This is a genomic window from Streptomyces sp. SID5643 (genome assembly GCF_009872555.1).
GTDB lineage: Bacteria > Actinomycetota > Actinomycetes > Streptomycetales > Streptomycetaceae > Streptomyces > Streptomyces iakyrus.
Window position 1 is genome coordinate 64773 of record NZ_WWIC01000053.1, and the last position, 25899, is coordinate 90671.

Genomic DNA, 25899 nt, shown 5'->3' on the forward strand with positions numbered 1-25899 from the left:
CCCGCACTTCTCCACGGCCCGGGAGCCCATCATGTCCCGTAGGAACCCTCCCCGCGTGAGCGTGATCATCCCCGCGTACAACGCGATGCCGGAACTGACGAAGTGCGTCACCTCCGTCATGGAGCAGACGCTCGGACCGGACGAGATCGAGATCATCGCGGTCGACGACGGCTCCACCGACGGCACCGGAAGCGAACTGGACCGCCTCGCACGGACCTGCTCCAGCCTCCGCGTCGTCCACCGGCCCAACAGCGGAGGAGCCGGAGTCCCCCGCAACACCGGCCTGGACCTGGCCGGCGGTGACTATGTCTTCTTCCTCGACTCCGACGACTACCTCGGCCCGGACGCCCTGCGCCGCATGGTCGCCATGGCGGACGAGAACCGTACCGACGTGGTCCTCGGCAAGATGGTGTCGGTCGGCGGACGTGCCGTGCCGACAGCCGTCTTCTCGCACAACCAGCCCCGGACGGACATCTTCTCCTCCCACGCCTACCGCACCCTGGGCTGCTGGAAGCTGTTCCGCCGCTCGCTGATCGAACGGCTGGAGCTGAGGTTCCCGCCGTACCGCAACTGCGAGGACAAGCCGTTCACCGCCGCCGCCTATCTCAACGCCGACGGCATCTCCGTGGTGGCCGACTACGACTGCTATTACTCCCGCAACCGCCAGAACGGCAACAACCTCACCCTCACCGCCGCCGACCTCGTCCACCGCATGGACGGCACCCGCCTGTGCTTCGAGACGGTCGCCCGCTACCTGGACCCCGGCCCGCGCCAGGACCGGATCATGCGCCGCCACGTGGAGTGGGAGCTGTGCGGGCCGTTGCGCGCCCTGCTGCCCCGGGAGAGCGAACAGCAGGCACGGGAGCACTTCTATCCGCAGTTCCGCCACTGGGCCCTGACCTACGTGACCGACGGCGTCTTCCAGATGATCGCCCCGCCGGACCGGCTGATCGTCCACCTCCTGCGCGCGGACCGCTTCGAGGACCTCATGACCGTGGCTCGGCACGCCACGGCGGACGCGGAGCGCGGCCACGTCGTCGACAAGGGCCGCGTCTACTGGGCCCACCCCTTCTTCCGCGATCCCGCGAAGGCGGTCCCGGACGTCTGCTTCGACACCACGGACCGCCTCCGGGTCCACCACGAACTGGCCACCGCGGCCTGGACGGGCGACGGCCCTGTCCTCCGACTCCGCGGCCACGCCCGTATCGACACCCTGGGCCCCCTCCAGCCCACCACCCAACTGATCCTGCGCCCGAGCGGATTCCGCCACCCGGACATCCGTGTGCCCGCGACCGTCGGCACCGCTCCCCGCCAGGGTGACGACGCGGCGGCCGGATTCACCGTCGACGTCGACCTGAGCACCGTGGACGCGGGCGCCCCGCTCAGCGGCGGCCGGTGGGACCTCTACCTGGATGTCCGCGCCCAGGACGTCAGCCGGACCGTCAGGCTCCGGCAGACCCGGACGGACGCGGACGGCCGACGAACCGCTCCGCCGGAGCGAGAGGTGACCACCGGCTCCCGGCGCGGGCCCACCACGGCACGCCCCTTCTTCTCGCCCCAGGGCACCTTCTCCCTCGACGTCCGGCAGACCGAGGCCCAGCCGGCCTGCGTCGTGACCGGAATCGCCTGGGACACCTTCGCCCCCGCCACGCTCCTCGTCGGCGGACGTCTGACCGGCGAAGCCGCACACCACCCCCACCCCGTGGCCCTGCGCGCCGAAGAGGACGCGGGCTCGGTCCGAGAGGTGCCCCTGCTCTACGCACCCCACGGCAGCCGCACCTTCACTGCCCGCATGCCGGTCAGGGACCTGCGGCCCGGGCGCTGGACACTGACCCTGCGCACGGACGACCCGAGGAGCCCCGTTCCCGTCCCGACCCCGAAGGGACTGTCCGGCACGCGCTGGTATCGCGCCGCCCGGCTCGGCCGCCCCTACTACGCCAAGCCGCTCGCCGGCAGCCCGGAGCGACCGATGGTGCTGCGGGTGGCGCCGGTCAGGCTGGTCGCGGCTCTCCGTCGGCGACTCGCGTGACGGGAATGCCCAGCCGGTGCGCGACGGCGCCGAGGGCTGTGCCCAGCGGGAGCGACACCCTCGTGCGGGCATGCCGATCGCCCCGGGTCTGATCCCGGTTGACGATCAGCACCGGCTTCCCGGCCTGGGCCGCCTGGCGGACGAAGCGGAGGCCGGACATCACCGTCAACGAGGAGCCCAGGACCAGCAGTGAGGCCGCCCCACGGACGAGCTCGCGGCAGTGTTCGACACGCCGCGGCGGAACCGGTTCGCCGAAGAACACGACGTCCGGTTTGAGGGTGCCGCCGCAGAGCGAGCAGGCAACCACGCGGAAGTCCGCGACCTGGGCGTCCGTGAGGTCGGCGTCGCCGTCCGGGTTGATTCCGGCGGCCACGGGCTCGAACCCCGGGTTGGCCTCCTCCAGCCGCCGGGCGAGTTCGCGGCGCGAGCTGAAGGCGCCGCAGGACAGGCAGACGACCCGGGACAGGGTGCCGTGGAGTTCCACGACGTCGTCGCTGCCGGCGGCCTGGTGCAGGCCGTCCACGTTCTGGGTGATGACGCCCGAGAGCAGGCCGTGCCGGCCGAAGGCCGCGACGGCCAGGTGCCCGGTGTTGGGACGGGCCCGGACGAAGGTGCGCCGGCCGAGGTGGCTGCGCGCCCAGTACCGGCGCCGGGCCAGGGCGCTCGCGGTGAAGTCCTGGTAGGTCATCGGAGTGTGCCGGCTGAGACTCCCGCCCTCACCCCGGTAGTCGGGGATGCCGGACTCCGTCGAGATGCCCGCCCCGCTGAGCACCAGCACTCCGCCGGCTCTCAGCGCATCGGCGACCGGCCCCGGGTCCGAGGTGGCGGGCGGCAGGTCCTCGGCAGGGGTCCAGTTCAAGGTGGGGCGCATCCGCATGCAGTCAGGGTACGAAAGGACACCCCGCAAAGGGACTGCACGGCTGTCGCCGGAGCCCGGCGTGAGGCCGCCGCCCTCCACCGTGCCTGAGCCGATATCAGGCCGAGACGTTTGGCCGGGCCGGATCGGCGCACCCGATGACTTAACAGAATCCTTATACGACGAAGCGGAGACGGACCATGGGCATCATTGCTTGGATCATCATCGGGCTGCTCGCCGGCGCGATCGCCAAGGCGCTGATGCCGGGCAAGGACCCCGGCGGCATCATCATCACCATGCTCATCGGCATCGCCGGCGGTCTGCTCGGTGGCTGGCTGGGCAAGGTCATCTTCGGCGTCGACTCCGTCGACGGGTTCTTCGAACTCTCCACCTGGATCGCCGCGATCATCGGCTCCCTGATCCTGCTCGCCCTCTACCGCGTCGTCACCGGCAACCGGCGCACACACCGCCACGCCTGACCCGTTGAAGGCGGACACTCCGGACGCACCTGGACGGCTCCCTCCCCTCGTACAGGGGAGGGAGCCGTCCAGGTGCGTCCGGAGCACCCTCAGCAAGGGCGGCGCCACGCCCCGAGTTCCGGTTCCTTCAGCATCGACGACAGCTTCAGCCGGCGGGACTCGGCGCAGAAACCGCTCCGGGGCTCGGTGTACTCCACGTGGAACACCGCCTTGCCCGCCGCGATGAACGGGGAGAGCTTGCCGCACTCGTCGTACTGGGCGCATTCCTCGTTGACCGCGAAGTCGAAATGGTCCACGAGCTGGGGGATCTGCGGCAGGTCGTTCTTCAGCCCCACCGACAGCCCACGCTCGTGGGCGATGGCCGCGATCATGCGGTTGTACCTGAGCTGGTCGCGTGCCGTGAGCGGGAACCCGGTGTCGTTGCCGTAGCCCTCCACCAGATCGGGTTCCACCGCGTCGAAGCCCTTGGCGCGGCACATGTCGAAGCGGCGTTCCATGATCGGTCGCAGGACGGTCAGCCGCCGGATGTCCAGCCACCGTTCGCCCGCCCACCCGTTGGGCTCGCCCAGCACCGAGTGGGGGAAGGCGTCCCGGTCCGGCCGGAAGTCCTCCCACGCACCCACGTTGACGTAACAGATGACCTTCTTCCCCGCGCGGTGCAGCCGGGCCACGTCCGCCGCGGAGTTCTCGAACCCGTCGATGTCGTAGACGGGAACATCGGCCGAGGCATCGACCCTGCCGTCCAGTTGCCACTGCCAGGCGAGACCGGGACGGGGTTTCCACACAGCCCGGGAAGGCGACGTCGTAGCGGGCGGGCCGGCCGATCGCTCGGCGCTGCCGGAGCAGCCCGTCAGCGCCGCGGTCGTCAGGGCGGTCAGCAGGGCCACGCGGACGGCAGCCCGCCCCCTCATCGCTCCGCCCCGGTGAGCGCGGGCGTCAACTGCGCCCACGGATTGGGTGGTTCGCCCGTCACCGGTCCGCTGACCGCCGCACCGCGCTCGTGCGCGGTGCGCACAGCGAGAGGGACGAGCGCCCCGGGCACGCCGTAGACGAGGTGGCACAGCCGCTCGGGGGGGTGTCGTGATGTCCATGCCGGCCGGCTGAAGGCGGAGACGTACGTGGACCAGTGGCCCTCGAAGGTGACGGTCAGGTCGGCGAGGCGGGCGTAGCCAGGGGCCGGATGGACCCCGGGGTTGAGCACGACCGTCCCCGCCCCCAGCCGGCGTACCGCCCGTACCAGGCGGCGGCAGGCCGGCAGACCGTCCGCAGTCGCCGTCACCCGGTCCAGGAAGCAGCCGTCCGCCGCGTACCACTCCCGGTGCCGGCGCACGTCCTCGGCGATGGCCGCGGGGTCGCGCACCCCGTAGTCGGTGTCGACGTAGCCCAGCAGACGCGCCCCCGCGGCCCGCAGCGCACCGGCCGCGGCCGTGAACGCCGGGTCGGGGACCTCACCCGGACCGCTCGCCGGGTTGAGGACGACCCCGTAGGTGCGGTTCGCGGCGGTGATCAGCCGGTGCCAGGCGCCCGGGTCCTCGGCCGGATGGACGTACAGCGGGATCAGCAGGTTCACGGGGTGCGGCCGCCTTCCCACAACGCGGCCAGCGCGTCGCCGAGGGTGTGGGCCGGACGCCAGCCCAGGGCACGCTCGGCGGCGGCGATGTCGGAACACTGCCACGACACCTGCGCGGAACGGGCCGAGCCCACTGTGCCCTCCTCGATCCTGCCCCGGAAGCCGGCCAGGCCGGCCAGGCCGTGCACCAGATCACGCACCGGCACGGCCCGGCCTCCGCCGATGTTGAGGACGGGCGGCAGCGGGCCCGGGGCCGTGGCCGCGAGCACCGCCGCCCGTGCCACGTCGCGCACGTCGACGAAGTCGCGGTGGGCGGACAGGTCGCCGAGCCGCAGCACCGCCTCCGGCCCGGCGCCGGCCTCGCGCAGCAGTGCGGCGATCCGGCCGGGCAGTCCGGAGGGCGGCGCCCCGGGCCCCACCGGATTGCCCACCCGCAGCACCACCGCATCCAGACCGGAGGCGGTCACCGCGACCGTGCCCGCGAGCTTGGTCGCGCCGTAGGGCCCGACGGGGCAGGTGGCCGCCGCCTCCGTCACCGGGATGCCCGGTGCGCCGGGCCCGTACTCGGCGGCCGAGCCCAGGTGCACCAGGCGAGCGGCCGGGGCCGCTGCACGCAGTGCGGCGCACAGCACCGCGGGGCCCCGGGCGTTGACCTCGGCGAGGGGGACGGCGTCGCCGCCGGTCGCGCCCGCGCAGTTGATCACGGTGTCGGGAGCGGCCGACGCGAGGGCCTTCGCCAGCCGCTCCGGGCGGACGCGGGCGAGATCGACGTCGAGGTCGGCGGCCGGAGACCGGCCGCCGCCGAGCACCTGCGCGCCGGGCAGGGCGCGCAGCCGGTCGGCGACGTGCGTGCCGAGATAGCCGGTGAAGCCCAGGACGAGAATGCGCATGAGGTGCTCAGGCTCCCTTGAGCAGCAGCGACTTGCGGCTGGTGAACTCGGCGTTGGCCCGGTCGTAGTCGTCGGGGCGGCCGATGTCCAGCCAGTACCCGTCGAAGTCGTAGGCGTGCGGCTGGTTCTGCGTCTTCAGCAGATCGAGGACCAACTCGTCGAAGCCGAGGGGAAGTCCGGGCGTGTAGCCCTCCAGCGTGGCGCGGGACAGGCCGTAGACGCCCATGGAGACGCGGTAGTCCATGCTCGGCTTCTCGGTGAACGCCACGACCTTGCTGGAATCGGTGGTCAGCACCCCGAAGTCGATGTGCACCTTGCGGACGTACGTCGCGATGGTCAGCGGAGCCCCGGACGCGCGGTGCCGGCGCAGGACGTCGGCGTAGTCGAGGTCGGTGAGGACGTCGCCGTTCATCACCAGGAAGGTCTCGGGCAGCCGGTGGCGCAGGTTGAGCAGCGGGCCCATGGTGCCCAGGGGGCTGTCCTCGGTGGCGTAGTCGACGGCCAGTCCCCACTGGGAACCGTCGCCGACATAGGCGCGGATGATCTCGCCGAGGTGGCCGATGGCGATGGTGCAGCTGGTGAAACCGGCCGTGGACAGCTGGCGCAGCACGATCTCCAGGATGGCGTGCTGGTCGCCGATGGGCACGAGCGGCTTGGGCAGCGCGGTGGTGTACGGCCGCAGCCGGACGCCCTTGCCTCCCGCCAGGATCACTGCGTGCATGGGACTCCTCCTTCGTGAACGTGCGCTGACGTGCCGGACGGGGTCAGATGTTGTAGATGCCGGTCTTGTAGCGGGCCAGGTTGGCCGGGTCGCGGAAGAACGTCACGGTGTGGGCGAGGCCCTCCTCCAGGGTGTGCGCGGGCTGCCAGCCGGTCGCGGAGGCGAGTCGGCTCGCGTCGGCCACGAGGCGCATCACCTCGGAGTTGGCGGGGCGGATGCGGGCGGTGTCCTCGCGCACGTCGAGGGCGGTGTCCATCACCTTCCCGATCAGCGCGACCAGGTCGCCGACCGAGATCTCCCCGCCGGTACCGGCGTTGAAGGTCCGGCCGACGACGCGCTCGGCGGGCGCGGTACCGACGGCGAGGAAGGCCTGCGCGGTGTCCTTGACGAAGGTGAAGTCCCGGGTGGGACGCAGGTCGCCGAGGGTGATGGAGCGTTCCCCGGCCGCGACCTGCCCGATGACGGTGGGGATGACCGCCCGCATCGACTGGCGCGGCCCGTAGGTGTTGAAGGGCCGCAGCGTGACGACCGGGGTGTCGAAACTGGCGTGGTAGCTGTCGGCCAGCCGGTCCCCGCCCGCCTTCGAAGCGGCGTAGGGGGACTGGGTGTTGATGGGGTGGTCCTCGGTGATGGGCACGGTCTGCGCGGTGCCGTACGTCTCGCTGGTGGAGGTGTGCACCAGCCGGGGCGTGCCGAGGGCGCGCACGGCTTCCAGCACGTTGAGGGTGCCGGTGACGTTGGTGTCCACGTAGCTGTGCGGGGCCTGGTAGGAGTACGGGATCGCGATCAGTGCGGCCAGGTGGTAGGCGGTGTCGGCGCCGTCGAGGAGGCCGCGGACGGAACCGGGGTCCCGTACGTCGCCGAGGACGATCTCCACCTGGTCCAGGACGTCCGGGTGCAGGGTCTCCAGCCAGCCGTAGGAGGAGAAGGAGTTGTACTGGGCCATGGCCCTGACCCGGTGTCCGGAGGCGACCAGCGCCTCGGTGAGGTGCGAGCCGATGAAACCCTCGGCTCCGGTGACGGCGGCGAGCGGTGCGGAGGTCAACTGCGGTGTCCCTTCGGATGGGTGGGAGGGGAGTGGGAGTGGGGACTCAGGCGTGCGGGGCGGGCCGGCCGAGCAGCCACAGCGCGCACGCCGACAGACACAGGGCCGCGGCGCCGCAGGCGAGTGACAGGGCCGGGCCGGCGCCCGGTGGCAGCCGGCAGAGGACGACCGCACCGGCCCCGCCCGCTGCCGTCAGACAGATCCCGGCCGACGACCAGGCCGCCCCGAACGCCTGGAGCAGCAGCGCGGTCCACAGCACCGCCGCGAGCAGCAGCAGGGCGACGGGGTCGGCGCCGGCGAGCAGGGCCGCGGGCAGCAGCGGGGCGAGGTAGGCCAGCAGACAGAGGCCGAGGATGCCGGCCGAGCGCAGCAGGAACCCGGCGGGCGTGGCGGTGGTGCGCAGGGCGGCGACCGACAGTCCGCGGTAGCGGTACAGCAGCCATTCCGCCGGTCCCATGCTCAGCGTCAGCACGATCACCGCGTACGGCTCCTCCCGTCCCTCCAGCAGCACCAGCACCCCCGCGGCCAGCCCGAACAGGCCGTACGGCAGGGACCACAGCAGACGCGGCCGGGGCGCGCCGGCGACCGCCGGGGCGGCGAGGGCACCCCGGAGGACCAGGCCGGTGACGGCGAGCGTGGCGAGCAGCGCCAGCAGGGGCAGCCCGGCCCGGAGTGCGGGACCCGGCTCCCACCACGGCAGGACGGCGGCACCCGCGACCAGCGGGCTCAACGCGGCCGCCAGCAGCCGCTCACGGCCCAGCACCAGCAGGACTCCGGCCGCTGCCAGGTACGCGGACTGTGCCGCCGCCGCCAGGGTCACCGGCCCGCCGCCCGCGGGCAGCGCGGCGACCGTCGTGGCCACGACGGCTCCGGCGGGCGCGCCGGCCAGGAGGGTACGGCCCGCCTCCCGGCGTCCCGTCGCCAGCCGCAGGTGGGCACGGTGGCCGAGTGCCTGCCCCCACGCCCAGGAGACGAGTCCGGCGACGATGAGGGCGGGGGCGTACCCGCCGGCGTCCCACAGCGGCGCGGTCAGCAGGTAGGCGAGACCGGGCAGCGCGAACAGCACGCCCCGCAGCAGACAGCGGACGGTGTCGGGGCGCCACGGGTCGGCCGCCGGGGCGGGTTCGGGGAACGTGCGCGGCACCCGGTCGTACAGCGCGGAGGCGAGGGAGAAGAGGTTCGGGTGGCCGTACCGTTCGTTGATCAGGGAAGCGGACAGGCCCTCCGCCTCCAGCAGGGCGGCCACCTCGTAGGGGTGGACGGCGGGACCGATGCGGTCGGCGAGTTCGGCGGCGAGTTCACTGACCGCCTCGTCGTCGGGTCCGCGCCGGGGCAGCCGGATGGCGAGGGTGGCGTCGTCGAGGGCGCAGCGTGGCCGGCGGCGCGGCGGAGGGGGGCCGGCCAGCCGGATGGCCAGCGTGTCCTGCTCGGCACCGCCGGGTTCGAGGGACATCGGCCCGCTCACCGGGCGAGGCTTCCGGTGCCGTGGCCGGCCGGCGCGGACGCCCCGACCATGGGCATGTCCACCAACCCCCGTCTCGGATGGGCCAGTTCCAGATAGACGGATCGAAACGTGTCAATGGTCTGCCGGAGGGTGAACTGCTCGATGACCCGCAACCGGGCCGCCTCGCCCATCGCCCTGCGCCGTCCGGGATCGCCCAGCAGCTCCAGCGCGGCCGCGGCCATCGTCTCCGGATCGCGCGGAGGCACCACCAGCCCGGTGTCACCGACGGCCTCGCGTACCCCGCCCACGTCGGTGGAGACGGTCGCCCGGCCGCAGGACATGGCCTCGATCAGGGTGAAGGGGAAGCCCTCGCTGATGCTGGAGAGCATCACGACGTTCCCGGCGGCGTAGGCGTCCTTGATGTCGTCGACGCGCCCTTCGAAGGTCACGGCGTCGGCGTGCCCGAGCTCGGCGGCCAGGGTCTCGCAGCGTTCCCGGTAGGCCTCTCCGCCCCGGGGCGTCCCGCCGAACAACCGCAGCCGTGTGTGCGGGAGCCGGGCGCGGACCAGGGCGAAGGCCCGGATGAGGGTCTCCAGATCCTTGATGGGGTCGACGCGGCCCGCCCAGCTGAGGGTCGGCACGTCCGGTTCGGGGCCGGCCGCCGGGAACGCGGCGGGGTCGACGCCGTTGTACACCGTGCGGATCGACGCCGGGTCGGCGCCACCCTCCTCCTCCCACAGCCGGTTGTAGCGGTTGCCCGGTGTGATCAGGGCGGCCCGGCGGTAGCTCTCCTGCGCGAGCAGCCGGAAGAACCCGAGGATCACGGCCTTCACCGGCCAGCGGTAGGGCGCGGTGCGATAGCCGAGGTAGCGCTCGCGCAGGTACACCCCGTGCTCGGTCAACAGCAGCGGCACGCCGTGGCGTTCGAGGGCGGCGAGCCCCGGCAGGACGGCGACCCCGCCGCTGACGGCGTGCGCGACCCCGCCTTCGGGCGCCGGGGCGGCCAGCGGACGCAGGGCGTGTTCCAGCAGGGCGGTCGCGGTGAGCGCGTCGTGCAGCGTCGGCTGCGCCTCTCGGACGGCGAGCCCGGGGCGGTTCCACAGCGCGGTGAGGATCGTGATGGCCCGGTCTCCGCGCAGGAAGGGGCTCAGCGTTCCGTCCGACGCGGCGTGTGCCAGCGCGTGGAGGGCGGGCGCGAACCCGTCCTCGGCGCGCGGGTCGAGCAGCGCGGCCAGGAACCGCTCGTAGGCGGCGGAGAGCCGGTTGCGGGCCCGGCCACGGGGCGGGCGGCCTTCGGGCGGGGCGCCCCACAGGGGGACGGACAGCACACCCGAGACGTGCGCGGGCAGGTCCCACACGACCGGCTCACGTCCGGTTCCGGTGACGGCGATGACGTCGAAGGCGAGGTCGGGCATGCCCTGGACGAGCTGGTCGCACCAGACGCTGACGCCGCCGTGGCTGTGCGGATAGGTGCCTTCGGTGAGCAGGGTGACGCGCGTCGCTCCGGTACCTCGCGCGCCCTGGGGAACGGGCATCGATGTGCTCCACGGCCGAGGAGTGGGGTGGTTCGGGCCGGTGACGGCCGCCCGCCGGGGCGGCCGTCACCTTCGGTCGGTCTTGGGCGGGTGCGCCGTTCAGCCGTCTGTGGTGTGGCCCACCGGATCGGTGACGCCGGCGGGGGTCCGGGTCTTCGGCGCGGGGCCGGTGGCCGGTGCGGGTTCGGCGGCACCGCCGACCGGAGCCGGGGCGGACGCCGGCAGGGTGAGGGTGAGCGGCTCACCTGCGGAGGGCGTCCAGCCGGACACCGCCCCCGCGTACGCCTCACCGAACGCGGCACCGGCCAGCGTGGTGCCGGTGGGCAGGGTCGCCGGCACCGCGAGCCCGTCCGGCGCGTCGACGGTCACGGTGCCGCCGATGCGGTGGGCGGTGACCTCGCCGGCCCGTAGGGCGGCCTGCCAGTTGGCCCGGCGCCGGAGTTCGGTGCCGATGTCCCGCATCCGCGGGTTCACGACGGGGGTGTCCTCCGTGAAGAGGGCCTCATAGCCGTCCAGGACGCCGTTGAGCACGGGGTAGGCGATGCGGTCCTCGGCCAGGTTCGACTGGTGGATGAAGTGCGGCTTGGGGTCGTTGGCCAGGACGTGCCCGAGGGCGATCCGCGTCTCCAGCGGCACGATGTGGTCCCGGTAGCCGGTGGCGGCGTCCAGCGGAGCAGCCAGGCAGGTGGTGGTGGCCGGGTTGTCCTCGCAGATGCCGCTGCCGCCCTGGGCGCGGCCGGTGTAGATCCAGTTGTACTCGTCCACCTGCTCCGCGGCACGGCCGGCGTTGTAGAAGACGTTCATCGGATAGCGGGGCACGGTCGTGGCCGGACCGACCTGACGCTGGTCGGGCTCGCGGGAGTTGTCGGAGCCGAGCCAGGTGATGTCGTTGTCGCCGAGGGCGAGCGCCAGGTTGGGGTTGTCCTCGGGCTGTTGCGGCAGCACCTTCATGCCGGAGTGCTCGCCGGTGACCAACTCGTCGTTCACCAGCGGGAGTCCGGCGCGCTCGCCCCAGACCCGGTTGGTGGCGATCTCGTCGGAGATGTCGTTGCGGCTCATCCACCGGGTGCTGCCGTCGGCGTCGGTCGCGCACTTCCAGGGCACCACGGTCGTGTCCTGCACGCAGCCGAGGAAGGGGTGCGAGTAGGTGTGGTTGATCCACCGGAACTCGCCCCGCCGCGCGATCAGCCGGTCGGCGAGCGCGTCGGCGCCGTTGTTGTCCTCGCGGTGGTCGACGCTGCCGGCGCCGTTGTAGGCGAAGTCGAGGGTGAACTTCTTGCCGTTCTGCCAGTCGACGGCGTGGTCGACGTCGGCGGCCGTCATCCGGATCGGGTCGGGTGTCGCGTTCGGGTCCGTGCAGTCGACATCACCGGGCGTGCAGTTGAGCGTGCTGTTCCACCGGTCGTCGGCGGCGAACACGTCGTCCACGTGGACGGAGAAGTAGTTCCGTGAGGCGCCCAGATGCACACCGCCGGTCATCCACTCCACGATGCCGCGGGCCAGGAGCCGGAACTGCTGCTGGTAGCGGTTGTAGACGAAGGTGACGACCAGCTCGCGCCGCCCGTCGTGCCGGTACTCGCCCACCAGCGTGCCCTTGGCCGACTGTCCGGGGATCGCCGCCTCCACGTACGGGGTGAAGTCGGCCCCCGCCACGGGCTTCGACAGGTAGGCGTAACTCTCGCCGACAGCAGGGTCGTTGTCCTCGAAGGGCACCGCTCCGTCGAGATAGCCGAACGGGCCCGACTTGCCGGCGGCGGTCACCTCCGCCCGCTTCCCGTCGATGCTGCCGGAGTAGCCCCCGTGGATCGGATACTGCAAACCGGCTTCGGGACGCGCGTAGGTGTAGGCGTCGACCTGGGGGATGTCGTAGGTGCGTTCGTACGCCGTGAGCGCCGCCATCTCGGCGGAGCCGGCCGGGAACGGGTTGTCATTGGGCAGCACGACGGCCTGGAACTTCGCGCGCGGCCGGCCGTCGACGGTGTCCGCGAGGAAGTCGGCGTCGATCACGGTCCGGCCGGACTGCGTGAGGTCGATGCGCGTGTACGGCGTTCCGGCCGCGGCCAGTTCGGCGGCTATCGCGTCGGTGGACGGGCCGCCGTCGCTCACCACCAGCACCCGCAGATCGACGCGGGGCGTGGTGTCGGCGTGAGCCGCGCCGGCCGGCAGGCCCAGTGCGGCGATGAGCACGCCCACCGTGAGAACGGTGGTGCGTAAGGTCCGCTTCATGCGGTGAGGTCCCCTCCCCGGGCAGGGGCGAGTACGGCTCCCGTGGAGCGGACGCACCCCCTTGCGTGCCGCCGGCGTCCCCCTCAGAAGCCGGTTCGTCACGCATCCGTTCGCGTCACATAGTGATGCCTGTGTGGAGATTTCGCGGTCATGTTGCGGAACATGACGGAAAAGTGCAGGTGTCGAATGGACGGCATTCGAAAGCGAAGTGAGTCGTTCCCGGTTGCCGGACGAGGCCGGGCCCGGTGGGCGCCAGGGCCCGGCGTGCTGGTCCGGGCCCTGTGCGGAGCACCGGCGGGCCGGTGGGGCCCGCCGGTCGTCGTGCCAGTGGTCCAGACCGGAGCGGATGCCGGGGTGTGGCGGTTTTCGGATCACGCTCGCCGGTCGCGGACCGGGCGTCAGGCGCAGAGCACTCGCGTCACCGGCGTGTAGACCGGACCGCCGCTGACGTTCGTCGAGTCGCTGAACTCCGCGTAGAAGTAGGAGTAGAAGCCGATGTTGCCGTTGCAGCCGGAGTCGGCGGCGACGTCCAGCGTCAGGGTGACCGTACGGCTCTGGCCGGGCGGGATGGTGGAGCCGTAGTTCGCGCCGAGGTTGGCCGGGCCGGTTCCGGAGCAGGGGGCGGGGCCGTTCGCGGTGGTCAGGCTGCACCCGCTGAAGTTGTACTTGAGGTCGGGGCGCTGTGTGGTGAGCCAGGTCGGTTCGATCGTCTGGTACACGAACCAGACGTCATACGTGTTGTTGTTGGTGAGGGTCATCGACAGCTTGACCGAGCCGCCGGGCGTGGTCGTGGCGCTGTCGGTGGTGAAGGTCAGCTCCGCCGGCGCCGGGGCGGCCGCGCTCGCGCCGGGGGCCGGGCCGAACACGGCGAGGGCGAGAGCGAGGACGGCGGTGAGACCGAAACGTCTCATCAGGGGTGATCGCATGGCCACGGAGGGTAGGCAGCGGCCGAGCGCAGCGTCTGCACCGAGAGGCGGGCGCTGTACGTCACGCGGCTGGAAGTGTTCATGGTGCGGATGGTGCGTGTCGAAAGTGTGACGGGCCGACAGGAGCCGCGTTCGTCCAGGCAGTCGGTGCGCACCGGGCCGGCCAAGCGGGGTGGGCGCCGCCGGCCGCCGCCACGACGCGTGGGCGTGACATTGGCGCGTATCGGCTCAGGCCGGGAGCTCCGTCGCCCGTGATCACCCTGCGCTTCTCGGCCGTCCGCAGGATTCAGGCCCTCTCGGGAACTCGGTCAGGACTCTCCGACTCCGCGCAGCAAGGTGTCGACCACGACGTCCGCCGCCTGTGCTGGGCTCAGTTCGGGCATCTGCCGGGATGCGAGGTGCATGAGCTGGGGCAGCAGCGCGCCCGCCCACCCCTGCGGGAGCCCTGACCGCAGGAGCCCCTCTTCCGTGGCGCGGCGGAGGAAGGTGTCGACCTCGCGGACGGAGACGTCCCGGCGGGCGCGGACGCCGTCGTCGGCGAGCATGTGGGCGAGGTCGACGGGCCATGTGCGGTTCACGGCGATGATGTTCTCGACGTAGCGGTGCATGGCGACGGCGACGGGGGCTTCGCGCAGCCGGGCGTCCTCGATGGCGTGCTCGATGGCCGCGACACGGGCTGCGTAGATCGCGGCCAGGAGGTCCTCGCGGGAGGCGAAGCGCCGGTAGACCGTGCGGCGGTCCACGCCGGCCTCGGCGGCGATGTTCGCGATGCTCGCGCCCGGGTCGGCGGCGAGCATGCGCGCTCCGGTGGTCAGGACGGCTTCCAGGTTGCGCGCAGCGTCGGCTCTCACCGCCTCGAGTTTAGTCGTGGCCTGTGGAACCTGAGGCGGCTGTCGCCTCACCTCCGTGAAGGGAGGCCGGGGAATTGCTACGCCGGTGTATCGGTTACGCGGGGGCGGAACCGCCGGGACAGATCGAATCGTCACCAGTCAGAATGGTGACTACACGCGAAGGGTGTGTGTGCGAGGCTGGTCTCGTGCGGACGGATGCGGCGAGAAAGGTGATGCGTCATGAGTGATGTCGAGGAGAGGGCGCTGCTTGCGGGTGGCTGCTTCTGGGGGATGCAGGAGCTGATCCGGTCGCTCCCCGGTGTGATCCGTACCCGGGTCGGCTACAGCGGTGACGACGACAAGCCCCATGCCACCTACCGTGACCATGGACGGCATGCGGAATCGATCGAGATCGTGTTCGATCCGACCGCCACCGACTACCGCGCGATCCTGGAGTACTTCTTCCAGATCCACGACCCGACCACGAGGGACCGGCAGGGCAACGACATCGGCCTGAGCTACCGCTCCGCCATCTTCTACTTCGACGAAGAGCAGCGGCGTGTCGCGCAGGACACCATCGCCGACGTAGAGGCGTCCGGGCTGTGGCCGGGCCCGGTGGTGACCGAGGTGGTGCCGGCCGGCGCGTTCTGGGAGGCCGAACCCGAGCACCAGGACTACCTCCAGCGCTACCCGGACGGCTACACCTGTCACTTCCCGCGCCCGAACTGGAGGCTGCCCAGGCGCGGCTGATCCAGACCGCCGACGTGGCCGGGGAGGGTTCCGCCCTCCCTGGCCACGCGTCGTTTCCCCTGTCGTGCGACGCGGTAAATGGCGCTCATCTGCGACGGAAACTCAGGCAAGCGCTTCAGTCGAGTGACATACATCGACCGTGTTTGAACTGCTCCCTGAGGAGAGACGGCGCATGATCACCTATGACCGGCTGTTCATCGGAGGCTCCTGAGTGGAGCCCGGCGATCCGGCGCTCCTGGACATCACCTCGCCGCACGACCGGTCGGTGATCGGGCGCGCGGCCCAGGCCCGGCCTGCCGACATGGACCGGGCGGTCGCGGCGGCGCGGGCCTCCTTCGAGGCGGGTGCGTGGCGCACCGCCCCGCCCGCGGACCGGATCGCGGTCCTGCGGCGGTTCAATGCGCTGCGCGAGCACGAGGCGGAGAAGATCGCACACCTGATCTCGCTGGAGAACGGCTCGGCGGGATGTTCACCCGGGCCGGCCAGTCGGGTCTGACCCGCCAGGCCGACGCCTGATGTGAAGGCGCCGGAGGAGTTCTGCTGGGAGGAGACGCTGGTGCCCTCCGACCCGGCGTCCCCGGTGCGCAGCGTGGTGCGCCGCGAGGCGATCGGTGTCGTGGCCGCGGTGATCCCGTGGAACTCGCCCTTCTCGTCGGCCACCGCGAAGATCATCCCGGCCCTGCTCGCGGGCAACTCCGTCGTTCTCAAGGTGTCCCCGGAGAACTCGCTGAGCATGGGCTTCCTCGCCGGGCTGCTGGAGCGGACGGGTCTGCCCGAGGGTGTGATCAGCGTTCTGCCCGCGGACCGGCAGACCAGTGAGTACCTCGTGTCGCACCGGGACGTCGACAAGATCGCCTTCACCGGCTCGACGCGGGCCGGCCGCCGCATAGCCTTGATCGCGGGGGAGCAGCTCAAGCGCGTCAGTCCGGAGCTGGGCGGCAAGTCCGCCGCCATCGTCCTGCCGGACGCCGATGTCGAACAGGCGGTCGCGGGCATGAAGTTCGGCGCTCTGCTCAACAATGGCGAGTCATGCATCGCCCGGACTCGCATCCTCGCCCCGCGCGGCCGGTACGAAGAGGTCGTGACCGCGGTGAAGGACCTGGTCGAGTCGCTGAAGGTGGGTGACCCGGGCGACCCCGACACCTTCATCGGCCCGATGATCCGCCCCGACCAGCAGGAGCGGGTGCGTGGCTACATCCGGCTCGGCATCGAGGAAGGCGCCCGCCCGGTCACCGGCGGCCCGCAGATCCCCGAGGGCCTGGAGAAGGGCAACTACGTCACCCCCACGGGCTTCGCCGACGCCGACAACTCGATGCGCATCGCTCAGGAGGAGATCTTCGGCCCGGTCCTGGTCGTCATCGCCTACGACGACGAGGACGACGCCGTCCGCATGGCCAACGACTCCGAGTACGGCCTCTCCGGCGGCGTCTGGTCCGCCGACGAGGACCGTGCCCTGGCGGTCGCCCGCCGGGTCGGCACCGGCACCGTCACGGTCAACGGCGCCCCGGTCGCCTTCGACGGCCCGTTCGGAGGTTTCAAGGCCAGTGGCATCGGCCGCGAGTACGGCGCGGTCGGCCTGGGGGCCTACACCGAGTGCAAGACCGTCACCGTTTGATGCCCACGAGGCGTCGTCACCGGTTTGACAGGTGACGGGCGGAGGGGCATGCTGATGCTCGTCCGAGGAACCAGCGTGACGTGAAGGGGAGACCGGTCATGGGCAAGGAACTGTCGACGGACACCGCGGCAGCGGCACGGCACGCGCGGTTCGGCAAGCTCCCCGATCGCATCCGCTTCGAGGACATGGCCGAGGCGACGGAGGCCGCACCGGGGGGCGGGGTGAACACCTACACCCCCGAGGGCTCGTGGAAGTACTACTCGTGTCTCGCGCTCGATCTGGGCCTGTAGGCCCACGGCCCGCCCGAGCCCCTGCTCAGGCCACAGAACGGTTCGACGGTCCTGCGGGATCCCGGCACGGTGACGCACCATCACGTGTGCCGAGCAGGTGACGGCCGGGGACGCGTGCGGCGGCGGGCACCGAGCGGACGGTGCCGCCGGGTGCCGCCGACGAGTACGCCCCGCGACGGTGGGCGGCGCACGGCTACGTGACCGACCCGGCCGGACGCGGCGACACGGGGACGTGGACCCGGCTCAACGAGCGGAGCCACGGACCTTGAACAGCCGGTACTGCCGGACGGTTTCCGGTTCCGCACCGCCGGCCGGGCCGGACCCGAGGCCGCCGTCCAGGCCCATCCAGGCATGCGGCCCCTACTACAGCGCCGGCTTCCGGGAGTTGTCGCGGGATGTGCCGCTCAGCAGGACAGCGGCCGTCGGCTGACACCGGGCACCCTCACTTGCGGCCTTCAGGTGGAACGAGGACCAACGCCGGATCAGCGCCGCGCCTTCTCGGCTCGCTCCGGACCCACCGACAGCTCGTAGACATCTCGGACCGTGCGGTGAGCCGCTCGAACGCGGTGTCCTGGGCGAGCAGACCCACCGTCACCCCGGACCGCCGGTGCACCTCGACCTCGGCCGGAACGTGCCCGGCGCGTACTGCCGGCAGATGCACGGCCAACGACAAAGGCAAGGAGATGTTCTCCTTGCCTCTCCCAAGTTATAGCGCACAGGGGGGCTTGCGGCAAGGCCCCGGTGGCGGCGCAGAATCGTCGACCGAAGCCACAACCTGCGGAAACGGGGACACGACGTGCGTGCGTCGGAGATGAACGAGCCATACGTACTGGATCTTCAGGAGGTCGACGAGACACAGATCGCGGTCGTCGGGGGCAAGGGCGCGCACTTGGGCGCGCTGTCGCGGATCACGGGCATCCGCGTGCCGGGTGGCTTCTGCGTGACCACGGAGGCGTTCCGGCGGATCGTGACGCGAGAGCCATCGGTCGAGGAACTGCTGGACCAGCTGTCCCGCTCGGACCCGGACGACCGGGAGGCGATCCGCACGCTCAGCGAGCGCATGCGCCGGGCCATCGAAGCGATCGCTGTCCCGGCCGGTCTCGCGGCGGCGATCACCGGCGCGCTCGCCCGCCACGGCGAGCAGGCGGCCTACGCCGTCCGGTCCAGCGCCACGGCGGAGGACCTGCCGACGGCCTCCTTCGCGGGCCAGCAGGACACCTACCTGAACGTCATCGGGCCGACGGCGGTCCTCCGGCACATCAGCCGCTGCTGGGCCTCGCTGTTCACCGAGCGGGCCGTCACCTACCGGCGGCGCAACGGCATCGATCACCGCACGGTCCACATGGCCGTCGTCGTGCAGCGGATGGTCCTCCCGCACGCGGCCGGCGTCCTCTTCACCGCCGACCCCGTCACCGGCAACCGGAAGGTGGCCACCGTGGACGCCGGCTTCGGCCTCGGCGAGGCCCTGGTGTCCGGCCTGGTGAACCCCGACGTCTTCGCGGTGCGGGACGGCGAGATCGTCACGCGGACGATCGCCGCGAAACAGCGCGCTGTTCACGCCCTGCCGGACGGCGGTACGCAGGAGAGGGCGGTCGACTCGCAGCGGCAGGAGCAGCCGGCGCTGACGGATGCGCAGGTCGTGCGGCTCGTCCACCTCGGACGGCGGATCGAGGCACACTTCGGCCGCCCGCAGGACATCGAATGGTGCCTCGATGACGACGGCTTCCAGATCGTCCAGAGCCGGCCGATCACGACGCTGTTCCCTGTCCCCGAGAGCGACGACGAGAACCATCACGTCTATGTCTCCGTCGGTCATCAGCAGATGATGACCGACCCCATGAAGCCGCTGGGGCTCTCCGTGTGGAAGCTGACGGCCATGGCGCCGATGGCCGACGCCGGCGGGAGGCTGTGGGTCGACGCCACCCGGGCCCTGACGACGCCCACGAGCCGCACGGGCCTCCTCGACCTCGTGGGCAGGGGCGATCCCCTGACCAGGGACGCGCTGGAGACCGTTCTCGAACGCGACGATTTCGTCCCGCTGCTCGCGGACCCCGCCCCCGGCGAGCCCCCGGCCGGGGGCCGGCCCGCCCCGATCGAGACCGACCCGGCCATCGTCACCCGGCTGATCGAGCGCAGCGAGGCGTCCATCGCCGCCCTGCGGCGCGCCATCGGCACGAAGACCGGACCGGCGCTGTTCGACTTCCTGCTGGAGGCCTTCGCGGAGCACAAACGGGTCCTGGGCGATCCGCTGAGCATCCAGGTGATCGTGGCGGGGATGGAGGCCACCTGGTGGCTCAACGACAAGCTGCACGAATGGCTGGGTGAGAAGAACGCAGCGGACACGCTCACGCTGTCCGCCCCCGACAACATCACCTCACAGATGGGACTGGCGCTGCTCGACGTCGCCGACGCGATCCGTCCCCATCCCGAGGTGGTGGCGTTCCTGCAGAACGCCGAGGACGACGGTTTCCTGGACGACCTGGCGGAACTCCCGGGCGGGACCGGAGCCCGGGACGCCATCGAGAGCTACCTCGACCGGTACGGCATGCGCTGTGCCGGCGAGATCGACATCACGAGGCCCCGGTGGCGTGAACAGCCCGGCACGCTGGTGCCGGCGATCCTCGACAACGTCAGGAACTTCGCACCGGGCGCGGCCGAGCGGCGCTTCGAGGAAGGGCGGAGGGAGGCGGAGAAGAAGGAACAGGACGTGCTGACACGCTTGCGGACCCTGCCCGACGGCGAGAGCAAGGCGGAGGAGACCAAGCGGATGATCGACCGGGTCCGGACCTTCATCGGATACCGGGAGTACCCGAAGTACGACATCGTCAGCCGCCTCTTCGTCTACAAGCAGGCGCTGCTGGAGGAGGCCGGGCGCCTCGTGCAGACCGGCGTACTGGGCGAGCAGGAGGACGTCTTCTACCTCACCTTCCAGGAGTTCCAGGAGGTCACACGCTCGAACCGGGTCGACGACCGGCTCGTCCGGCAGCGCAGGGAGGCGTTCCGCACGTACGGCGCGCTGACGCCTCCCCGGGTCCTCACATCGGAGGGCGAGGGCCTCAACGGTGCGTACCGACGTGACGACGTGCCGGACGGTGCCCTGATCGGCCTGCCGGTGTCCGGCGGGACCGTCGAGGGGCGGGCCCGCGTCATCCTCGACATGGCCGAAGCGGAACTCGAACCGGGCGACATCCTGGTCACGGCCTACACGGACCCCAGTTGGTCCCCCCTGTTCGTCGGCATCGCCGGCCTGGTGACGCAGGTGGGCGGCCTGATGACCCATGGAGCGGTGATCGCACGAGAGTACGGCTTGCCGGCCGTGGTCGGCGTGGATCAGGCCACCCGGCTGATCCGGGACGGGCAGCGGATCCGCGTGCACGGAACCGACGGGTACATCGAGATCCTGTCCTGACCCACGACTGCGGCGGTGCGGCGGCCCTGAGGACCGCAGGGCCGCCTTCCCCGGCATGGACGGCACGCTCAGGGGCACCAGGACTGCGACGTCCGGGACCGGGGAGGCTGCGTGTTCGACGGCTTCGAGCTGATGCGATGCCAGGGGGAAGGAGCCCGGCTGAGGGTGCGTCACGGCGGCCGTGGCCCCGCCGTGCTGCTGCTGCACGGTCATCCCCGCACGCATGCGACCTGGCACCGGGTGGCCCCGCTGCTGGCGGCGGCCGGCCACACGGTGGTCTGCCCGGACCTGCGGGGCTACGGCGAGTCCGACAAGCCTGCCTCCGACCCGGAGCACCGCCCGTACTCCAAGCGCGCCATGGCCGGCGACTGCCTGGAGGTCATGCGCCGCCTCGGACACGAACGGTTCGCCGTCGTCGGGCACGACCGGGGCGGGTACGTGGCCATGCGCCTCGCCCTCGACCACCCGGAGGCCGTGTCCGCCGTCAGCGCGCTGGACGTCGTTCCGATCGGGGAGGCCCTGCGGCGCTGCGACGCGACGTTCGCCGCGAGCTGGTGGCACTGGTTCTTCCTCGGACAGACCGAGAACCCCGCCGAACGCGTCATCAACGCCGACCCCGATGCCTGGTACACGGGCGGGAGCGAGCAGATGGGCGCCGAAGCCTACGAGGACTTCCGGCGGGCCATCCACGATCCGGCGACCGTGCACGCCATGTGCGAGGACTACCGCGCCGGACTGGGGATCGACCGCGAGCACGACGACGCCGACCAGCGGGCCGGTCGCCGTATCGACTGCCCGCTCCAGGTGCTGTGGGCCGCCCATGACGACATGGGCACCCTGTACGGCGACGTCCTGGGGGTCTGGCGCGACTGGGCCGGCGACCGGATCGAAGGGGGACCGATCGACTCCGGGCATCACATGTCCGAAGAGGCCCCCGAGGCACTCGCGGCGGCCCTGCTCGGCTTCTGGCGCAGCGACACCGGCCGCTGACCAGAGCTGCCGACAGGACCGGGGAAAGGCGCCCGACTGGGCACGGTCGTTCCCTGTAGAGGCTGATCAGGAGGCCAGGGCCTGCTCCGTGGTGGGGTGGCAGGGGATGAGGGTGTCGACGCCGACCAGCTCCAGGACACGCAGCACCGATCGCTGAGCGCCCGCGATACGCACCCAGCCGTCCGCGCTGCTCGCCTGCTGGTGTGCGGCGACGAAGATGTTGATGCCGCTGGAGTCCATGAAGGTCACGCCGCTGAGATCCGCGACCGTCCGCGGCGGCACCGCGCCGCCCTCGACCAGAAGGGCCTCGCTGAGCACGTCCTGGACATCGTGATCGATCTCACCCCGCAGCGTCACGACCCGGATGTCTCCGGCCATGCGGTGTTCGGTGTGGAGCCGGCCCGGCCGGTCCGCTTTCTCGTGCTGGGACACCTGCTCCTCGATTGTGTTTAGGCTTGCCCGGTCAGAACGTGCACGGTTGATTCTGCCCCACCGCCCCGGCCGGATGCACCCGGGCGGCTGTGCCGAACGACACCTTTGTGGCATGCAGGGCCGCAGAACGGGTACCGGCGCGCGTGAACGGGGAGTGAGGGCGAGGCCAGTGGAATCTGCTGCCGACGGTGACGGCTGTACGACACCGGACGTGCATCTCCTGCGCGTCGGGTACGCCTTGGACGGAGACGACAGCTGCATCGCGGACGCCCGCCATCACGCCGCTGCGTTCCTCGACCGGGCGAGCGACGACCAGCACCTGCCCGTTTCCGCCCGGGCGAGGGACCTCACCCAGCTGGTGGTCAGCGAGCTCGTCACCAACACCCGCAAGTACGCGCCCGGACCCGTCCTGCTGGAACTGCGCATCAGCGTCCGCGCCGTGGAGATCACGGTGTGGGACAGCGACCCCAAGATCCCCGCGGCCCGCGCCACCGACCCCAGCAGGATCGGCCAGCACGGCCTGGAGATCGTGAAGGCCGTGGCCGAGGACTTCGAGGTGCAGCGGGAGCCGGTGGGCAAACGCATCACCGCCCGGATCGCCCTGGCCGACGGGCCCGGCCACCTGTGACGTGTTCTCCATGGCCGGTTCGGCGAGCCCGGTCGTCGTCCTGCCTGCGCCGCGGGTGCCGTTGAGCCGTACGATCACTGGGCGCACGCCGGCGTGCGCCCAGGCGACGAACGCGCCGGCGTGCGCTCAGGCGACGAAGATGCAGAACGGATGGCCCGCGGGATCGGCGTAGACCCGGAAGGGTTCGTCGGGCCCCTGCTTGTTGTCGGACAGCAGACGGCCGCCGAGGCTCAGCACGCGCTCATGCTGTGCCTTGAGATCCTCGATCGACGTCACGCTCAGGTCCAGGTGCAGCTGCTGCGGCACCGGGCCGTCGGGCCACGTCGGCGGCGTCAACCGGTCGACGTGCTGGAAGGCCAGCCGGGGCGCGCCGTCGGGAGTGCGCAGCACCAGCCAGTCCTGCCCTCGTTCGTCGTGCTCACCGGCCTCGGGCGGCTCGTCCCCCGGGCCGTAGACCAGACCGAGCAACGACCGGTAGAACTCCGCGAGTCCTCGGATGTCGGTGCTGTCGAGCACCACCTGATGCATCTTCAGCGATCCCTGTTCTGACATGTGATCACCTCCGGCAGTCAGTGTGCCCGGTGAGCGCGATCGAAACGGGTCGGCGAGGCCCACAGCACCGGCACGGGACGGGACTCAGACCGCGGTCGAGGGGTAGGCGGCGCCTATGGACAAGGCGCACCTGCTCGTGATCACACCGGGACTCCGTGCTTACCGCGAGTACCTCTTACGGTCGATCAGCCGGGAGTACCGGATTCATCTGGTCACGACGGTGCCGCCGACCTGGGAGCGGGCCCACATCGACGACTGCACGGTGGTCGCCGACCTCACGGACACCGAGGAGCTGGTGCGCGCGGCGGTGCACGCGGCGCGGAAGCAGCCCTTCGACGGTGTGATCTGCTGGGACGAGACCTACATCGTGCAGTCGGCCCGCATCGCGGCGGCCCTCGGGCTGCCCGGTGACCCCGAGGTCATCGAGCGGTGCCGGGACAAGCACCGCACGCGCGTCCTGCTCGACGCCGGAGATGTGCCGCAGCCCCGGCACCACCTGGTCTCCGGCCTGGAGGAAGCGCTGGAGGCGGCGGACGGCATCGGCTACCCGGTCGTTCTCAAGCCCAGGGCGCTGGCGGGCAGTTTCGGTGTCGTGAAGGCGGACAGTCCCTCCCAGTTGCGCAGGACGATCGAGTTCACCGACGCGAGCGGCGCCATGGCTCCGGAGCTGCCGACGTACGCGAGCAACATCCTGGTGGAGGAGTTCGCCCGCGGACCGGAGATCAGCGTCGACTGCGTGGTGCACCGCGGCGCGGTGAGGCCCGTCTGCCTCGCCCGCAAGGAGCTCGGCTTCGCACCGTACTTCGAGGAGACCGGGCATGTCGTCGACCCGGCCGACCCGCTGTGGTCCGACGGTGCCCTGATGGACGCCGTCACCCGGGCGCACACCGCGCTGGGCTTCACCGACGGCGTGACGCACACCGAGATCAGGCTGACCTCGGACGGTCCGAAGCTCATCGAGGTCAATGCGCGGATAGGGGGCGGGATGATCCCGTACCTCCATCTGCTCGGGGGCGGCGCCGATTTGGGACTGGCCGCTGCCGCCGTGGCCTGCGGGCGACCGCCCGGGCTCGCCACAGCCGCGCGCCGCCGCGTCTGCGCGATCCGGTTCTTCTACCCGGAGCGGGAGGACAGCGTCATCGAGGACGTGCGGTTCGAGGACGCAGGACTGCCCGCCCAGATCGTGCACTGCGGCCCCTTGGCCCATCAGGGCGAGGTCAAGTCCCCGCCCCCACGCGGCTTGATGGACGGCCGGGTCGCGTACGCGATCGCCGCGGACGAAGACGCCGATGCGTGCCGGGCCGCGCTGGAGAAGGCGGGGACAGCACTGCGCGTGCGGGTGGCCCCGGACGGGACGCCGGTGCCTGCGCCCTGAGTCGCTCAGGGCGTACGCACCGCAGCACGCTCCTCGGGCTCGCCCGGCTCGCCCGGCCGGTGGGGGAGCAGGCTGTTCAGATCGCGCACCGTGCGCAGCGGGGACAGCACCAGGAACAGGCTGGTGCTCAGCAACCCCAGGGTGCCGATGAGCAGGGCGGCGCGCAGCCCCAGTTGGCTGCCCAGCCAGCCCCCCAGCAGTGAGCCGACCGGTTTGACGCCCAGAGCGACGAACATGTAGGCCGCGTTGGTGCGGCCCAGCAGGTGCTCCGGCGTGACCATCTGACGGATCGTCATGGTGTGCACGTTGCACGCGGTGATGCCGAAGCCCTGGATGAAGAACGCCACCGCGAACAGCGGAGCCGCCCACATCCCCTTGTACGCGGCGGGCAGCAGCAGCGGAGCCAGGTCCCCGACGACCGCCGCGGCGATCAAGGTGGAACCCAGCCCCACCCGGTGGGCGAGACGGTCGGTGAGCGCCGCGCCCAGCAGCGCGCCCACCGCTCCGATCGAGAGCATCACGCCCAGGGTGCCCGGGCTCATGTCCAGCTCCCGGACGGCGAACAGGGCCAGGATGGTCAGGACGATCTGCCAGCAGATGTTGTAGCTCGCGGCCTCGCCGAGGGTGGCCCGCAGGTACGGATTGGCGAAGGTGAACCGGAATCCCTGCCCCACCTGGGAGCGCAGCGGTGCCGGGTCGGGCTCGACCGGCTTCTCGCGCCGGCGCACGGCGCCGACACCCACCGCGGAGGCGAGGTAGGAGACCGCGTCGACCAGCAGGGCGAACGGCGCACCGACGATCTGCACCAAGGCCCCACCGAGTCCGGGACCGCCGATCTCGGCGACCGATTCGCTGGCCGTCAGACGGGAGTTGGCGCCGGTGAGATGCTCCGGTGGAACGATCGCCGGGAGGTACGAGCGGTAGGCGATGGTGAAGAACACCCGCGCGGTGCCGGCGACGCAGGCCATGGCCAGCAGCCATCCGAAGGTCAGCCGGTCGAGAGCGGCCAGGACCGGGATGGCGCCGATCGAGACCGCCTGGCCGAGGCTGGAGAGGATCAGCACCCCCCGGCGCTGCCAGCGGTCGATCAGAACCCCGGCGGGCAGTCCGAGGACCAGGTAGGGCGCGAAGGTCAGCGCGCCGAGCAGGCCGAGCTGCCCCGGGGTGGCGTCCAGTGTCAGTACCGCCGTCAACGGCATGGCCAGTTGATAGACCTGCGTGCCGACCAGTGAAGCGGTCTCGCCCGCCCAGACGAACCTGAAGTCCCTGCGCCAGCCCTTGGCCACGGTGCTCCCTTGTCGTAGACG

Annotated in this window: 22 protein-coding genes and 1 pseudogene; 9 read left to right on the forward strand and 14 right to left on the reverse strand. The window is 71.5% G+C overall.

All coding sequences use genetic code 11. The annotated features are described in order from the left end of the window. Positions 1–55 precede the first annotated feature (55 nt). On the forward strand, positions 56–2029 hold the full coding sequence (locus GTY56_RS06740) for a glycosyltransferase family 2 protein (protein ID WP_346345430.1): 1974 nt from the start codon (positions 56–58) through the stop codon (positions 2027–2029). Here GTY56_RS06740 and GTY56_RS06745 read toward each other — a convergent pair. Further along, positions 1992–2906 (reverse strand): NAD-dependent protein deacetylase, encoded by a 915-nt coding sequence (locus tag GTY56_RS06745; RefSeq protein WP_161363458.1) that lies wholly within the window; start codon positions 2904–2906, stop codon positions 1992–1994. The two genes, GTY56_RS06740 and GTY56_RS06745, sit on opposite strands and share 38 nt — an antisense overlap. Positions 2907–3085: 179 nt before the next feature. Between GTY56_RS06745 and GTY56_RS06750 the strand changes: the two genes are divergently transcribed. Next, on the forward strand, positions 3086–3364 hold the full coding sequence (locus GTY56_RS06750; RefSeq protein ID WP_161363460.1) for a GlsB/YeaQ/YmgE family stress response membrane protein: 279 nt from the start codon (positions 3086–3088) through the stop codon (positions 3362–3364). Between the two features lie 89 nt (positions 3365–3453). On the opposite strand, the gene GTY56_RS06755 is transcribed toward GTY56_RS06750, so the two are convergent. The 10 genes from GTY56_RS06755 to GTY56_RS06800 all read right to left on the reverse strand — a co-directional run bounded on the left by GTY56_RS06755 (position 3454) and on the right by GTY56_RS06800 (position 14518). Next, positions 3454–4275 (reverse strand): endo alpha-1,4 polygalactosaminidase, encoded by an 822-nt coding sequence (locus tag GTY56_RS06755; RefSeq protein WP_161363463.1) that lies wholly within the window; start codon positions 4273–4275, stop codon positions 3454–3456. Further along, complete coding sequence (locus tag GTY56_RS06760; RefSeq protein ID WP_161363464.1) at positions 4272–4934, reverse strand: spherulation-specific family 4 protein; 663 nt, start codon at positions 4932–4934, stop codon at positions 4272–4274. The genes GTY56_RS06755 and GTY56_RS06760 overlap by 4 nt, the downstream gene beginning before the upstream one ends. Next, positions 4931–5824, reverse strand: a complete 894-nt coding sequence (locus tag GTY56_RS06765) for an NAD-dependent epimerase/dehydratase family protein (protein ID WP_161363466.1) — start codon at positions 5822–5824, stop codon at positions 4931–4933. Before GTY56_RS06765 ends, GTY56_RS06760 begins: the two co-directional genes overlap by 4 nt. A gap of 7 nt (positions 5825–5831) precedes the next feature. Beyond that, a complete protein-coding gene (locus tag GTY56_RS06770) occupies positions 5832–6545 on the reverse strand; it encodes a nucleotidyltransferase family protein (protein ID WP_161363468.1) in 714 nt (237 codons plus the stop codon). Positions 6546–6588: 43 nt separating this feature from the next. Then, positions 6589–7590, reverse strand: a complete 1002-nt coding sequence (locus tag GTY56_RS06775; RefSeq protein ID WP_161363470.1) for a GDP-mannose 4,6-dehydratase — start codon at positions 7588–7590, stop codon at positions 6589–6591. A gap of 46 nt (positions 7591–7636) precedes the next feature. Then, positions 7637–9055, reverse strand: coding sequence for a hypothetical protein (locus GTY56_RS06780; protein WP_161363473.1), 1419 nt, complete (start codon positions 9053–9055; stop codon positions 7637–7639). Beyond that, positions 9052–10569, reverse strand: coding sequence for a GT4 family glycosyltransferase PelF (gene pelF, locus GTY56_RS06785; RefSeq protein WP_161363474.1), 1518 nt, complete (start codon positions 10567–10569; stop codon positions 9052–9054). Before pelF ends, GTY56_RS06780 begins: the two co-directional genes overlap by 4 nt. A 99-nt stretch (positions 10570–10668) precedes the next feature. After that, positions 10669–12795, reverse strand: coding sequence for a hypothetical protein (locus GTY56_RS06790; RefSeq protein WP_161363476.1), 2127 nt, complete (start codon positions 12793–12795; stop codon positions 10669–10671). Between the two features lie 398 nt (positions 12796–13193). Then, positions 13194–13721 (reverse strand): hypothetical protein, encoded by a 528-nt coding sequence (locus GTY56_RS06795; protein WP_161363478.1) that lies wholly within the window; start codon positions 13719–13721, stop codon positions 13194–13196. A 308-nt stretch (positions 13722–14029) separates the two neighbouring features. After that, positions 14030–14518 (reverse strand): TetR/AcrR family transcriptional regulator, encoded by a 489-nt coding sequence (locus GTY56_RS06800; protein ID WP_161363577.1) that lies wholly within the window; start codon positions 14516–14518, stop codon positions 14030–14032. Positions 14519–14791: 273 nt separating this feature from the next. Here GTY56_RS06800 and msrA point away from each other — a divergent pair, with 273 nt between their 5' ends. From msrA to GTY56_RS06825, 5 genes and pseudogenes are all read left to right on the forward strand, one after another. Next, entirely contained in the window at positions 14792–15301 is a 510-nt protein-coding gene (gene msrA / locus GTY56_RS06805) for a peptide-methionine (S)-S-oxide reductase MsrA (RefSeq protein WP_161363480.1), read from the forward strand. Positions 15302–15512: 211 nt separating this feature from the next. Further along, positions 15513–16916, forward strand: a pseudogene (locus tag GTY56_RS06810) (aldehyde dehydrogenase). A gap of 98 nt (positions 16917–17014) precedes the next feature. Then, a complete protein-coding gene (locus GTY56_RS06815) occupies positions 17015–17206 on the forward strand; it encodes a hypothetical protein (protein ID WP_161363482.1) in 192 nt (63 codons plus the stop codon). Positions 17207–18017: 811 nt separating this feature from the next. Then, positions 18018–20615 (forward strand): rifamycin-inactivating phosphotransferase, encoded by a 2598-nt coding sequence (gene rph / locus GTY56_RS06820; protein ID WP_161363484.1) that lies wholly within the window; start codon positions 18018–18020, stop codon positions 20613–20615. A gap of 111 nt (positions 20616–20726) precedes the next feature. Then, positions 20727–21605 (forward strand): alpha/beta fold hydrolase, encoded by an 879-nt coding sequence (locus GTY56_RS06825; RefSeq protein ID WP_161363486.1) that lies wholly within the window; start codon positions 20727–20729, stop codon positions 21603–21605. A 66-nt stretch (positions 21606–21671) separates the two neighbouring features. Here the strand turns inward: GTY56_RS06825 and GTY56_RS06830 are convergent, their stop codons facing one another. Beyond that, the gene (locus GTY56_RS06830; protein WP_346345431.1) at positions 21672–22037 is read right to left on the reverse strand and encodes an STAS domain-containing protein; all 366 of its coding nucleotides are present in this window, start codon (positions 22035–22037) and stop codon (positions 21672–21674) included. A gap of 169 nt (positions 22038–22206) precedes the next feature. Here GTY56_RS06830 and GTY56_RS06835 point away from each other — a divergent pair, with 169 nt between their 5' ends. Further along, a complete protein-coding gene (locus tag GTY56_RS06835; protein ID WP_161363488.1) occupies positions 22207–22665 on the forward strand; it encodes an ATP-binding protein in 459 nt (152 codons plus the stop codon). 126 nt (positions 22666–22791) lie between these two features. On the opposite strand, the gene GTY56_RS06840 is transcribed toward GTY56_RS06835, so the two are convergent. After that, positions 22792–23217, reverse strand: a complete 426-nt coding sequence (locus GTY56_RS06840) for a VOC family protein (protein ID WP_161363490.1) — start codon at positions 23215–23217, stop codon at positions 22792–22794. 115 nt (positions 23218–23332) lie between these two features. Between GTY56_RS06840 and GTY56_RS06845 the strand changes: the two genes are divergently transcribed. After that, complete coding sequence (locus GTY56_RS06845) at positions 23333–24592, forward strand: ATP-grasp domain-containing protein (RefSeq protein WP_161363492.1); 1260 nt, start codon at positions 23333–23335, stop codon at positions 24590–24592. Positions 24593–24597: 5 nt separating this feature from the next. Here the strand turns inward: GTY56_RS06845 and GTY56_RS06850 are convergent, their stop codons facing one another. Further along, positions 24598–25878 carry an MFS transporter gene (locus GTY56_RS06850; protein ID WP_161363494.1) on the reverse strand — a complete coding sequence of 427 codons (1281 nt, stop codon included), beginning with the start codon at positions 25876–25878 and terminating at the stop codon, positions 24598–24600. Positions 25879–25899 lie beyond the last annotated feature (21 nt).

What these genes read in the sequence shown, in the direction of transcription:
- GTY56_RS06745 (WP_161363458.1), bottom strand. Translation starts at nt 2,906, where the DNA reads ATGCGGATGCGCCCCACCTTGAACTGGACCCCTGCCGAGGACCTGCCG.
- GTY56_RS06750 (WP_161363460.1), top strand. Translation starts at nt 3,086, where the DNA reads ATGGGCATCATTGCTTGGATCATCATCGGGCTGCTCGCCGGCGCGATC.
- GTY56_RS06755 (WP_161363463.1), bottom strand. Translation starts at nt 4,275, where the DNA reads ATGAGGGGGCGGGCTGCCGTCCGCGTGGCCCTGCTGACCGCCCTGACG.
- GTY56_RS06765 (WP_161363466.1), bottom strand. Translation starts at nt 5,824, where the DNA reads ATGCGCATTCTCGTCCTGGGCTTCACCGGCTATCTCGGCACGCACGTC.
- GTY56_RS06770 (WP_161363468.1), bottom strand. Translation starts at nt 6,545, where the DNA reads ATGCACGCAGTGATCCTGGCGGGAGGCAAGGGCGTCCGGCTGCGGCCG.
- pelF (WP_161363474.1), bottom strand. Translation starts at nt 10,569, where the DNA reads ATGCCCGTTCCCCAGGGCGCGCGAGGTACCGGAGCGACGCGCGTCACC.
- GTY56_RS06790 (WP_161363476.1), bottom strand. Translation starts at nt 12,795, where the DNA reads ATGAAGCGGACCTTACGCACCACCGTTCTCACGGTGGGCGTGCTCATC.
- GTY56_RS06795 (WP_161363478.1), bottom strand. Translation starts at nt 13,721, where the DNA reads ATGCGATCACCCCTGATGAGACGTTTCGGTCTCACCGCCGTCCTCGCT.
- GTY56_RS06800 (WP_161363577.1), bottom strand. Translation starts at nt 14,518, where the DNA reads ATGCTCGCCGCCGACCCGGGCGCGAGCATCGCGAACATCGCCGCCGAG.
- msrA (WP_161363480.1), top strand. Translation starts at nt 14,792, where the DNA reads ATGAGTGATGTCGAGGAGAGGGCGCTGCTTGCGGGTGGCTGCTTCTGG.
- GTY56_RS06815 (WP_161363482.1), top strand. Translation starts at nt 17,015, where the DNA reads ATGGGCAAGGAACTGTCGACGGACACCGCGGCAGCGGCACGGCACGCG.
- rph (WP_161363484.1), top strand. Translation starts at nt 18,018, where the DNA reads ATGAACGAGCCATACGTACTGGATCTTCAGGAGGTCGACGAGACACAG.
- GTY56_RS06840 (WP_161363490.1), bottom strand. Translation starts at nt 23,217, where the DNA reads ATGTCAGAACAGGGATCGCTGAAGATGCATCAGGTGGTGCTCGACAGC.
- GTY56_RS06845 (WP_161363492.1), top strand. Translation starts at nt 23,333, where the DNA reads ATGGACAAGGCGCACCTGCTCGTGATCACACCGGGACTCCGTGCTTAC.